The organism is Shewanella sp. MF05913 (assembly GCF_059758095.1).
In genome coordinates this window covers 90,570-103,414 of record NZ_JCAYNT010000011.1, presented here as the reverse complement: position 1 = coordinate 103,414, position 12,845 = coordinate 90,570, and the positions used below count along the sequence as shown (strand labels likewise).

Below are 12,845 nucleotides of genomic sequence, written 5' to 3'. Positions count from 1 at the left end.
TATTTTGTTAAATTTTTTGACACTCTCAGCCAATAACTTGGCGCCAAAAAAGTGCCTTGAACCGTCAAAAAAAAGTATTGGAACTATTTCACAAAAAGCCTTGAAACACTGAGCCTACAAGGCAATAATGTCAAGCCTAATCGGGATTGGCTAAAACTCTTACAATAATAATGATGGTTAAGGAAAACAAATGAGGCCGACCTCAGGCTATAACATAATGATGTTTACAGTTATTGCATTGTTACTAGGATGTAATACTGAAACAGCAATTAAAGATGAACAGCCTGATCCCGTGCTTGTGGAATATCCGGTGGCATATATTGAGCGCACTTTAGCCGCTGTCGATCAAACCCCAGCAGAATTTGACACTTTCAATCCAGCCCATTTTAATCCGGGCGCTCAGTTACTGATAAAACGTAATGCTTTCGCCGACTCACCAGCCACCAACTTAACGGCCAGTTTATTTGGTGAAGATAAGCTTATTGATATCCGTGATATCTCTGTGTCAGACGACGGCCAGCAATTGCTGATGGCCATTCGTGCGCCTGAAATTGACGATGCCGACGATGATGAGCAGCCCAAGTGGAATATTTGGCGTTATCGCGTTGCCGATGAAACCCTAGAACGCGTGATAACTAGCGATGTTACGGCTGAGCAAGGTGATGATTTAATGCCAAGCTTTTTGCCTGATGGCAGAATTATTTTTGCCTCAACTCGTCAGCGTTTATCGCGCGCCATTTTACTCGACGAAGGCAAACCGCAATACACGGCTTTAGATGAAAGCCGCGCCAATGAAACCTTCAATATCCATGTGATGGACCCAGACGGCAGTGGCATCAAACAGCTTACATTTAATTTAAGTCACGACTTTTATCCGCTAGTGCTACAAAGCGGTAAAATACTTTATAGCCGTTGGGACCGAATGGGCGCAGACCATGGGGTCAATTTGTACCGCATGAACCCAGATGGCAGCGAAAACGAACTGGTTTTTGGCTGGCATTCGCACCAACTGAGTGTCGATGGTCAAACTGAATCAATTGATTTTGTTAAACCGCAACAATTACCTAGCGGCGACATTTTGATGTTGCTCACCTCACAAGATGATAGCGTGATTCAAAAGCGTCCTGTGATGATTAACATTGATGACTATATTGATGCAGAGCAAGCCACTGCCACATCAGGTGCTCAGGACAATGCCATTACTGACGCCGTATTGTCTGACTTTCAATTTTCATTCTCAACAGCGTTATCCGAAACCGGTCGATTGAATCACCTGTTTCCGCTTCCCGACAGCAGCCAACGTTACTTAATGAGCTGGGATTTATGCCGGGTCGTGGTCAACGATGTTGTCCGTGCTTGCGGCCAGTTAACGGCTGAACAACTGGCCGATGAAAACCTGATTCAAGCTGAACCATTGTACGAACTCTGGTTACTTAATAATGCTAATAATACCCAACAATTAGTCGCGACAACGACCCAAGGTACTGTGCTAACAGAGTCGGTCGTGATACAACCTAGCGCGCAGCCTAAAAGCTTTATTGCCGATAAAGTGGTTGGTAATGAACTCGACTCACAACTCAGCCAGGAGCTAGCAGGCTCAATCCACATTCGCAGCGTGTATGACTTTGACGGCATTGACAGTACAACCAATAGTGGTGGGATAAGCCGTTTAAGTGACCCATCTCAAACGCCTGCGGCTAATTTACCTGCGCGTTTTTTACGCATTGTTCGCGGCGTGCCGATGCCACCTGATGAGGTGCGTGATATTCCCAACACTGATTTTGGCCGCAGTAATAACCAACTCATGCGCGAAATCATAGGTTATAGCCCTATTCAACCCGATGGCTCGGTGAAAATTAAAGTGCCAGCCAATGTGCCACTCGCCATCAGCGTATTAGATGCTAATGGCCAGCGTATCGGCGGTCGTCATCGTCAATGGATTACCTTAATTCCTGGTGAAACATTAGAGTGTGTCGGTTGCCATACCGCCAACAGTCAATTGCCTCACGGCCGACTAGATGCACAAACTGCCAGTATTAACTCAGGTGCGATTGGCGGCTCAGCCTACCCTAATGCCAGCAGTAATATTATTCCTGAGCAAGGGCAAACCATGGCCGAGGCCGATGAAATGGTCAATGGCCTTGCAGAATTAAATGCGGGTCTTTCCTATCTCGATATATGGACCAACCCAGTATTGTCTGCGGTCAATCCAAGCATTGATTACAACTACAGCAATTTAGCCACGCCAGCACCAAATGGCAGCCAATGTTTTGATAACTGGACCGCGTATTGCCGCATACAAATCAATTATGTCGAGCACATTCAACCTCTGTGGGATCTTGCAAGGCCTGTTGTCGACACAGCAACTCAAATGATCGTTGCCGATAACACTTGTACCCGTTGCCACAATATTGTCGATGCCGACGGCGCAGCTCAGGTGCCTGCAGGGCAATTGTCATTAGTCAGTTCAGCGTCTAGCGACGAGCCAGCCCATTTAACCTCATACCGCGAACTGCTGTTTAACGATGTTGAGCAAGAAGAAGTCGACGGCATTTTAATCGACAGGTTAATTGAAGTGCTCGATGCTGACGGCAACGTGGTGTATCAGGTCGACAGTAATGGCGAGCTTATTCTCGACGCAGATGGTAATCCTATTCCAGTGTTAACCACGGTCAATGTACCCGCCATTTTGTCGACTAACGGCGCTCGCTCAAGCAACACATTTTTTGAGGTGATGAACAACACCACTCACCAAAACATGTTGTCGGCAGATGAGCTCAAATTGCTCAACGAATGGCTAGACATTGGCGCTCAATATTACAACACGCCTTTTTACTCACAGGACTAACAAAGCAAGCGCCAACCCTCATCGTTGGCGCAATAGACTTTGCGATAGGGAATTATGCTGACTTATATACGCAACACCTGGCTGCTATTGGCACTTTTGTGCTTAAGCCCATTATTACAGGCTAACGACAACCCAAGTTTACGTATCGACGTACCTTTTGTTGAACTCAGATCTGGCCCGAGCGCGGGTTACCCTGTGGTATCGGTTATTGAAAAAAACGAGATGGTCAGCGTGTTACTTAAGCGCACGTCTTGGTTAAAAGTAAAAGATAAACGCGGTGTTGAAGGCTGGTTTCATCAAGATGATTTATTGGGCTTATCTCAAGACGGTCAAGCGATTAGCGCCATGCAAATCACTGAACAAGATGTCATAAACCGTCAATTCGACGTTGGGGTGATGTACGGCGACCTAGAAGGCGCTAACTTTTATAATTTATTTGCCGGTTATGCCTTTACTCCCGTCTTTAGCGCTGAGTTATCAGCGGGTAAAGCATTGGGTAGCATTTCAGACAGTGATGTATTTGAAGTGATGTTATTAAGTCACCCAATACCCGATTTACTTGTTGTGCCTTACATCGGCGTTGGCGCTGGGATCATTAATACCGAACCTCATAGTGTTTTAGCCGACACCGAATCACGTCGCAGCACGCTAATGAGCGCCGCTGCAGGCGTTAAATATCACCTTGCTCGTAACTTTATATTACGCGCCGAATACAAACTCTCGTTAGCCTTAACCGACCGAGATGAAAATGAAGAGATCCAAACATGGAAAATAGGATTCAGCGTATTTTTTTAATGCCGTTACTGACCGCCAGCACCTTGGCGTTTAGCGCATTAACCCCAAGCTCAGTTGCCTTTGCAGCAGATGACACACCAAACACTGTTAAAGCGGATGTAGAGCGCCGCGATGTGCTTGACGACCTGCTCGACACAGAAAATTTTGAAGTGGGTATTCAAGGCGGCATTTTGTCGATTGAAGACTTTGAGTCAAGCCCGTGGGTCAGCGCACATGTGGGTTATCACATCAGCGAACATTTTTATGTCAAAGCGCGTTACGCCCAGGCTAAAGCCGGTGAAACCAGTTTTGAAAAACTGGCCAATGCCGCGCCATTGTTAACTGACGACGAGCGTGAACTGACTTATTACGGTCTTAACATTGGCTATAACTTGTTACCTGGCGAAATATTTTTCAGTAAAGATACCGTTTTTAACAGTGTCTTTTCCGTTGAGTTAGGCGGCGGTAACACAGAATTTGCCGGTGACGAGCAATTTACCGTTAACTTAACCGCCAATTATCGCGTGTTTTTAACCGACTGGATAGCGTGGGATTTAAGCATGAGTGATTACCTGTTTAACACCGAGGTTACCGGCGAATCTAAAACCACCCATAACCTCAATTTTGCCACGGGTGTGTCGTTTTATTTTTAAGTGTTATTGATGCCAAATTAGTACACAAAAGAAAAACCCAAAAGGAAACTCAATGTTGTTCAGTCGATTTAGCGGTAAATGTCTTATTGCCTTAGGTGCATTGTTATTGTCGGTACAGATGTTGTCGATGCAAGCACACGCGCTCACTATTGGTGACGCGGCGCCCGACTTCACCTTAAAAAACCAGCAAGGCACTAACCTTAACTTAGCCGAACAGCGCGGTGAGATTATCTTAATCAACTTTTGGGCCTCCTGGTGCGGCCCTTGCCGTAAAGAGATGCCTGTGCTGCAAAAGTTACAAGACAAATATCAAGAGTTAGGCGTGCAAGTTTGGGGCGTCAACGTTGAGCAAGAAAACCAGGCCGGTAAAGATTTTCTTGCCGATCTTGATTTGAGCTTCTCAATCTTTTTTGACCAAACCAACTCCTTGTCTAAAACCTATCAGGTTGAAGCCATGCCCACCACAGTGATAATTGATCGTGATGGTAAGGTGCGTTTTGTGTTTCAAGGTTATCAAGACGGTTATGACAAAAAATACGCCGCGGCCATTAAACAGCTGATCAGAGAGTAAATCGATGATGACATTCACCTTATCACCTCGCCTCACCGCCTTATCGCTAAAGTGCATCGCACTGCTAAGCATTGTCGGCCTGAGCGGTTGTTCGAGCATGGGCATTGAGCCCTGGGTTAAACCCTACGAGCGTCAAAACCTGGCTGATCCAATTATGCGCATGAATCGTCACCCTAGTGCCAGCATGCATGTGGCGCACGTGCTTGAAGGCCGTGAATCAGCTCGTGGCGCTGAAGGCACCGGAGGAGGTGGTTGTGGTTGTAACTAATATACTCAATAAAAGCATCAAACTATTTGCGGCACTGTGCCTGAGCATTAGCGCCTTAACTGCGCAAGCCGCTGTGCTCGATCCGGACCGCGCCGATATGCTTTATCACAGCTACGAAGGTGGCGGAATGACCATTGATGGTCCGTCCGTCATGCTGCGAAAAAAAGCCTCAGAATCGGTCGCGATTACCGCCTACTATTATATGGACAGCATTTCATCCGCCTCTGTTGATGTGGTCAGCACCGCCAGTCCGTACACCGAAAAACGCCATGAAGGCCAGGTCGGGGTTGAATACCTGTACGACAAAACCTTAATGTCACTCAATTTACGCAAAAGCAATGAAGACGATTATTTAGCCCAATCTTTTAGCATTAATGTGTCGCAAGACACCTTTGGTGATTTAACCAATCTTAATTTGGGTTTATCTTACGGCGACAATGAGATTAAGCGTAATGGCGATGACATCTTTGAAGAACAAAGCGAGCAATATCGAATTCGCGCAGGCATTAATCAAATTTTAACCCGTAACCTCACAGCCAGTTTCAACGTTGAGGCCATTGCCGACAGTGGTTACTTAAATAATCCTTATCGCACCGTGCGTTATGTCGACAACAGCATTCCATCGGGTGTGGGGTATCAAGCCGAAGTCTATCCAGAAACCCGCAATTCGTTTGCGGCAAAATTATCGGCCAGTTACTTTTTACCTTACCGCGCTGCGCTGTTTTTTCACTACCGCCATTTTAACGACAGTTGGGAAATCACCGCCAGCGACGTTGAAGTAGGTTATCGTCATCCCATTGGTGACAGTTTAGAACTAGAGCTAAAAGTGCGTTATTACCAGCAAACTCAAGCTGAGTTTTACAGCGATTTATTCCCCTATCGTGACGCGCAAAATTATATGGCGCGCGACAAAGAGTTAAGTGACTTTAGCGACATAACCTATGGTTTAGGGATCACCTATATGCTGCCCGCGTCGTTGTCATTTGGCGATACCCGTTCAGAGGCATCCTTACAGTGGGATTATATCGACTTTCAGTACAATAATTTTAGGGACCCCACCGCAGACGGCGGAGTCGGTAGCGAACCTTTTTATGGCTTCTCTGCCAATGTGATCCGTGCCTTTGTTAGCGTGTACTTTTAATGTCTGTGTTTAACGTTATCGATAAAATATTGATCTTACAACGAAATTACCAAGGCCTTAACCCTATGACTACCGTGCGTAAATCTTGTGCATTTTTAACCCGCTTATTTGCTGTCACTGCACTGCTTACAGGCTTATTGTCTATACCAGTGCATGCTGAAGACGCTAATAAAGGCGCGCTGGCATCAGAGCTTGAAGACATTAAAAGCCAGGTGCTAAAGCTCAATCGCGATTTGTTTATTTTAGAAGAAGATTTACTGTTTCCGGCCAGCACTCAAATTGCGGTTTTTGTGTCAGTTGATGTAGGGCGTTTTCTTAAACTCGACAGTGTTGAGCTTAAAATTGACGACAATAATGTTAGCGGTTTTTTATATACCGAACGCCAACGTAAGGCCTTAGAACAAGGCGGCATTCAACGCATCTATTTGGGAAACATAAAAATGGGCCCGCACCTGCTTACCGCCATTTTTACCGGTAACGATGCAGAAGGTCGTACAGTACAACGCGCCATTACCCATAACTTCGATAAAACCGATGAAACCGTAATGATTGAGCTTAAAGTTGAAGACAGTGAATCAAGCTATCGCGCTGATATCAAAGTCGAACAGTGGGTGTTGTAAATCATAATGGTCGTTATCACTGCATTATTTAAGATTAGTCTTACTCAACTAAGCAATCAATTTGCACGAGGTTTAGCTTGTGTCGTTATGCTATCTGGCAGTTTGCTCATGTTCAATACAGCAGACGTACAGGCCGCAGAAACAGTAAGCCAATCAGCAAAAACCACAGATTTAGAAGACAAGTTTTATCGTCAAGCCTTGTACTTTTACTTCGCTGGTGATTATGGGTCTGCACTGAGGCAAATTAGTTTAAATCGTCAACGCCAAGGGGTTGATTCTGATCGCAGCCAACTGTTTGAGGCAGGCCTGCAGGTTGCGATTGGATTACACGACCAAGCAACACAAACCTTAACGCGTTTTGAGCAACGCCAAGCCAATGCGACGACCCATAACAGCAAAGCAAAATCGGCCACCTCCCCTGGAGAATTATTGCTAATTGCTTTACTGCAATTAACCGAGCAACAAATTGATCAAGGCGACGTTGAAACAGCTAAGCTGACCCTAGGCAGAATAACCACAGTATTGCCTGCCTATGTTGAGCAATATCATGTATTAAGCCAATTAGCTTATTGGCCCGACACGCCGCCGTTAACCGCCCAGGTACAGCAAAAAACCAATACAGAAGAAAACACTTTACCGACTAATTCATCTGCCGCTTACATTGCCTTAAACCAAGCGTTATTGCACATGGATCAACAACAATACAACGCAGCTCACCCCATATTAATTGAGCTTAAAGAACAGCAATGGCAGGCTCCTGAAGTTAACTTTTGGCAAAAACTGTTTAACCCTTTTGCACAGCCCGATATTTTTGACGCCAACGACGAGCTCAAACCTGAAGTGCAAGACGCCCTATTGCAACAGCAAGCAATTAACGACTACGCCAAATTACTACTGGCACAATTGTATGTAGCGAACCAACAATACGATTTAGCCTATAACGAATTAAGCGATTTTCCGCAGCAAAGTCCCTATGCCGAATCGGCATTGTTTTTGTTTGCTTATTCAGCCCAGCAGCAACAGCAATACGACATGTCATTTAAATTACTGGCGTTATTGCAACAACAATACCCCTATTCAAATTTAGCCTGGCAAGCCGCGTTGCTCAACGCCAAGCAAGTGAGCGAACAACAATCGTTAGCACAGGGCTTAACCTTGTATCAGCAAGCTGAGCAATTATATTTGCAAAAAATTGCTGAGATTAAACAATTCGGCGAGACCTTCAACGACAGCAAAAACATCATGGAGTTTGCCACTAAGGCTAACGATGAGCAAAACCCGTTATTAACACCAAAGTCAGATGTGCTAGCGCTTATCTTAACCCAGCGCTTTAACACCGACGCCCCTTGGCTTAAAAAAGCCTTACAAGATCCTTTGCTAACAAACGATTATCAAACCCTGCTTAGCCTTGAGTTACTCAGCGACAATGTCAACACTCAGCAAGCTAACAGCCAATGGCTTAAAGACACATTAACGTTAAACAGCCAGCGTCAAGCCAAGGTGATTGAACAACAAAAACAACTGGCTTATCACGATATGCTTCTAAGCTTAACAGCGCAAAAACAACGTATAGCGGAAGTGATCGCCCAGGCGGAAGTTGAACAAAACCCGCAGGTATTTGCCGATCCAAATCAACAACAGTGGTTAACACGGATCGACGCTAGCCAAACAACGCTTAATACATTGTCAAAACAACGCAATACAGATGATGAACAGCAACGACTTGATAGAGTAAAAGGCGTGTTGCAATGGCAGTTACAAGGCTCATTCCCACAGCGACTTTGGCAGCATAAGCAAAGCCTCAAACAATTAACTGAACAACTCGAATTACTTGAGCTGCAAGCTAGTCGGTTTAGTGACTTATCCACTAATAAACGTTTGTTGTCTGACTTTGACGTGCGCCAACAGCAAACACAAACCGACATCAACAAAATGACCTTTAATATCGAAGCGTTGAATCTCAAAACCAGCCGAGAAATCCGCGGCAAGATCAGTATATTTACCCAGCAACAGCAATATACTTTACAACAACTGCTTCTCACCACCCGCCATCAAATGGCCAATGTATTAGAGCAAATGTCGCAAGCTGACCGAGCACCAATAAATCCATCGTCTGCGGTTGATACAGCTTCACAAGGAGCGCACTAATGTCTGCCTCATCTAATGTATCAAGCGCACTCATTGTGATGAGTGGCATGCTGTTGTCGGGTTGCTTTAGCAGTGGTCAATCAGATTATACCCAGCAAGCTAAACGGGCCAGCTTGAGCGATTTAGCCAATAAAAGCACTAGCAAAAAAGTCGCCGCCGTTGAAATGAGTCAACAGCAACGAAGTGCCGCTTTGGCTGGGATTTATCAACAATTATTGACCTTAGAGCCCGATCCAGAAGTGCGTACTCATGTGGAATATCGCCTGGCGCAAATTAACACCGAATCCTTTGAAGCCCAATCTTATGCAGACTTAGATGATGAGCTAACGGATCCATCGCAAGCTGACAGCCAAGTATTGGCCCAACTGAGCCAAAACGATGCGGCATTACAGCAATTAATTGAGCAATACCAACAGCTATTACAGCGTTATCCGCAACGAGCAGAAAACGAGCACATTCAATATCAGTTAGCTAAAGCGCTGGATTTACAAGGTAAATTAGACGCCAGTTTGGCACAGGTTGAGTCGCTATTGCGCCAATACCCACAAACAGAGTATTTGGCCGAGCTCAACTTTAGGCGCGGTGAGATTTATTACAATTTACAAAATTACTCAGCGGCCATTCAAGCCTACAAACAGGTCTTAACCGCCAGTAGTAATCAAAAATACCAGCTTAATAGCCTGTACATGCTTGGTTGGTCTGAATTTAAGCTCAACCGACTTGCCAATGCCGATAACGCGTTTTTACAAGTGTTTGAAGCACTGGTTGCTAGCCAACAAAACAACCCCGATATAGCTAGATTAACGGCTGATAATTTTGCCTTTGAAAAACTGGGTAGCCGCGCGCAAAACTTAGCTATCGATACCCAAAGAGTGCTGAGTATTTCATTAAGCCAACAACTGCAATCTCAGTCATTAGTCACTTTGGTTAAAGACAATCAGTCACTGCCTTATATTGATTTATACCAGCATGTATTATTTGCTAATTTGGCCACTTTTTTGCTCAACAAAAAGCTCGACTACGATGCGGAGCTAACTTACCAGGCTTATATCGACTTTGCCCCTAATCATATTTGGGCGGCGCGATTTTCGCTGGACTTGCTTGACCTTTATCAGCGTCAAGGCAAATTTGCCGCCATGCATAAGCTCAAAAATGATTATGTAAACCAATATGGCTTAAACAGCGCATTTTGGCTAAATGCTTCAACAGCTCATCAAGGTGAATTATTACCTAATTTACTGAGTTTTAGTGATGAGCACAGCCGCCGTTTATATGCCGAGGCTCAAACTCAGAAAGGCAATACTCGTATCAGTGCCTTTGCGCAAGCGGCCACTGCGTTAAACACCTATTTACAACTGGCCCAATTGCCTCAAGCTAAGCCATTACTCAGCAAAGACATTATTCATGACCAATACTTATTTGCCGACGCTAACTTTGAGGCCGAGCAATATCAAGCCGCGCTAGACAGCTACTACAGCATTGCATATAGCTCAACACCCGCTGAGGCATCAACAGCCTTAAGCCAAATCCAGCAACAATCGGCCTACGCAACTACGGTGACTATCCGTGAGCTAATAACAAAGAACAGCCAACGCAGTCCAAGTGATCTCACGCCACTATTGACCAAGCGGAATCAATTAGATAAACAATTTATCAATCAATACCCACAAGATGAACGCGCCTTGCAATTGGCCAGTAATGCCGCGCAATATTCATTTGATAACCAAGATTTCGGCGAGTTGGCATACTTTACTGATTTTGTCCTACAAGCTCATGGCATTGCACCACTGACTGCAAGCTCTAGCGCAGCACAAACGGCCATTCCCTTGCCAGACTCAGCCCGTAAACAAGTGCAGTTTGTCAGCCAACTTTATGCCAACAGCCTGTACCAACAAGCGCAATATGTTCAAGCAGAAGACGGCTATGTTCTAGCGTTGCAATACACAGATAGCGGCAGCAGTGCCTGGACAGAAATGCGTAACTTACTCGCATCAAGTATTTACTTCCAGGCGCAAGCCGTTAAACAAACCGAGCCTCAATTAGCGGTTAGCCAATTATTACGCGTCGCGCAAGTGGTACCAGAATCAAAATATGCGATGAACGCCGAACTCGACGCCGCGAATTTATTGCTTGAACAACAACGCTGGCAAGAAGCAGTAGACGTATTAAAGCCATTTCAAAGCCAACATCCAAACCATGAGTTTAGTGCGGTCATTCCAGCAAAGTTAGCTCAATCTTATGAAGCATTAGCGCAGTGGGATTTAGCCGCAGAGCAGTTATTAATTATTGTGGCTAACGAGCAACCGGGAGCATTAAAGCGTGAGGCACAATACACCGCTGCTGAATATTATTTAAAAGCGGGCGATCGCGGTAACGCTCTTACCACCTTTAGACACTATGCAAAAACCTACCCGCAACCGTTTGATGTGGCTCAAGAAGTACGCTTTAAAATGAGCGAGTTCTATCGCCAAAGTGGTGAAGCCAATAAACAATATTATTGGTTTAGGCAAATACTCAGCTTTGATCGCCAGCAACTGCAAAGTGATGCAAACGCCATTCAAGCACGCCAGGTCGAGCTAGCCTCAATTGCTGCATTTGCCCTAGGCGAAGCTGAGCAACGCAGTTTTGCGGCGATTAAGCTCAATGCGCCACTGCAAAAAAGCTTAAAAAGCAAACAAGACGCCATGAAAAAAGCCATTGGTTATTATCAACAAGTGCTCGACTTTCAATTAGCTAAATATGTGCCGCATGCTACTTATAATTTGGCAGAAATGTATCGTCAACTGGCAAGCGACATGATGAATTCTCAACGTCCGAGTGATTTAGATGAGTTAGCTTTAGAAGAATATGAGATTTTACTTGAAGAGCTTGCTTACCCATTTGAAGAAAAAGCCATCGACATTCACATCAGTAACACCCAGCGAGCATGGGAAGACATTGTGGATCAATGGATAGACCAGAGCTTTCTGCGTCTAGCAGAGATGTCACCTGCCCTGTACCAAAAAACAGAATTAACACACGAGGTTATCGATGCGATTCATTAATTCATTATCAATCTCATCACGCATGCAAAACGCATTACTTGGGTTGTTCAGTGTGGTTTTATTAGCAAGTTGCAGCTCCGCGCCAAACAGCAATAATTCGAGTACTCAAACACGCTCTGAACCTTCTGTGAATGCGGCGGATAAAGACATCGTCGATTTAGTCAATTTGGATAGCAAAGGTGCTAATAACAGCCTAAGTGATATTGCTGGTAGCACAGATACACGCAATGCCTACCTAGAGCAAGCGCCGCAACGCTTAGCCGAAGTACCCATAGCGGTATTAGCACAATACCAACAAGCCATTAATGCCATGAAAAACCAGCAATGGCAAAGCGCCAATAGCCTGTTTGACGATGTCATCGCAGCCCAACCGCAGTTGTCGGGTGCTTATGTCAACAAAGCCCTTATCGCCATTAATCAACAAGCGTTTGCTCAAGCTGATACTTTGTTAGATCAGGCGATTAAAGCCAACAGTAATAATCCATACGCGTACCAAATTAAGGCCAACCTTGCCAGAAAAAATGGCCAATACGCTCAAGCTGAGCAAGGTTATATCAGCGCATTAACACTGTGGCCTCAATATCCACAAGCTCAACTCAATTTAGCGATTTTATTAGAGCTTTATCGCGGTAAATTATTACAAGCAAGGCAATTTTATTTGGCTTATTTAGCCAATCAACCAGACGATGAACAGGCAAAACGCTGGCTTGCTGGCGTCGAAATTAAAATTAAACGTGCAGGGTTAACCCTACCCGGTAACACCAACGGAGCAGGCTAA

General features: G+C 45.0%; 10 protein-coding genes. All 10 read left to right on the top strand.

The features are described from left to right. The first annotated feature begins 217 nt into the window (after nucleotides 1–217). Nucleotides 218–2,848 carry an HzsA-related protein gene (locus tag AC19MV_RS13890; RefSeq protein WP_498308263.1) on the top strand — a complete coding sequence of 877 codons (2,631 nt, stop codon included), beginning with the start codon at nucleotides 218–220 and terminating at the stop codon, nucleotides 2,846–2,848. Between the two features lie 54 nt (nucleotides 2,849–2,902). Then, the gene (locus tag AC19MV_RS13885) at nucleotides 2,903–3,643 is read left to right on the top strand and encodes an outer membrane beta-barrel protein (RefSeq protein ID WP_498308262.1); all 741 of its coding nucleotides are present in this window, start codon (nucleotides 2,903–2,905) and stop codon (nucleotides 3,641–3,643) included. Beyond that, nucleotides 3,613–4,275, top strand: a complete 663-nt coding sequence (locus tag AC19MV_RS13880; RefSeq protein WP_498308260.1) for an outer membrane beta-barrel domain-containing protein — start codon at nucleotides 3,613–3,615, stop codon at nucleotides 4,273–4,275. The genes AC19MV_RS13885 and AC19MV_RS13880 overlap by 31 nt, the downstream gene beginning before the upstream one ends. A 52-nt stretch (nucleotides 4,276–4,327) precedes the next feature. Further along, nucleotides 4,328–4,846 carry a TlpA family protein disulfide reductase gene (locus AC19MV_RS13875; protein WP_432403601.1) on the top strand — a complete coding sequence of 173 codons (519 nt, stop codon included), beginning with the start codon at nucleotides 4,328–4,330 and terminating at the stop codon, nucleotides 4,844–4,846. Between the two features lie 7 nt (nucleotides 4,847–4,853). Next, entirely contained in the window at nucleotides 4,854–5,114 is a 261-nt protein-coding gene (locus AC19MV_RS13870; RefSeq protein WP_498308339.1) for a DUF4266 domain-containing protein, read from the top strand. After that, nucleotides 5,101–6,255: a DUF3570 domain-containing protein gene (locus AC19MV_RS13865; RefSeq protein ID WP_498308258.1), complete on the top strand. Its 1,155-nt coding sequence runs from the start codon at nucleotides 5,101–5,103 to the stop codon at nucleotides 6,253–6,255. The genes AC19MV_RS13870 and AC19MV_RS13865 overlap by 14 nt, the downstream gene beginning before the upstream one ends. Next, nucleotides 6,255–6,875, top strand: a complete 621-nt coding sequence (locus tag AC19MV_RS13860; RefSeq protein ID WP_282109931.1) for an AraC family transcriptional regulator — start codon at nucleotides 6,255–6,257, stop codon at nucleotides 6,873–6,875. The genes AC19MV_RS13865 and AC19MV_RS13860 overlap by 1 nt, the downstream gene beginning before the upstream one ends. A 108-nt stretch (nucleotides 6,876–6,983) precedes the next feature. Then, the gene (locus tag AC19MV_RS13855; RefSeq protein ID WP_498308256.1) at nucleotides 6,984–9,023 is read left to right on the top strand and encodes a tetratricopeptide repeat protein; all 2,040 of its coding nucleotides are present in this window, start codon (nucleotides 6,984–6,986) and stop codon (nucleotides 9,021–9,023) included. Continuing rightward, nucleotides 9,023–12,067 carry a hypothetical protein gene (locus AC19MV_RS13850; RefSeq protein ID WP_498308254.1) on the top strand — a complete coding sequence of 1,015 codons (3,045 nt, stop codon included), beginning with the start codon at nucleotides 9,023–9,025 and terminating at the stop codon, nucleotides 12,065–12,067. Before AC19MV_RS13855 ends, AC19MV_RS13850 begins: the two co-directional genes overlap by 1 nt. After that, complete coding sequence (locus AC19MV_RS13845; RefSeq protein WP_498308252.1) at nucleotides 12,054–12,845, top strand: tetratricopeptide repeat protein; 792 nt, start codon at nucleotides 12,054–12,056, stop codon at nucleotides 12,843–12,845. The genes AC19MV_RS13850 and AC19MV_RS13845 overlap by 14 nt, the downstream gene beginning before the upstream one ends.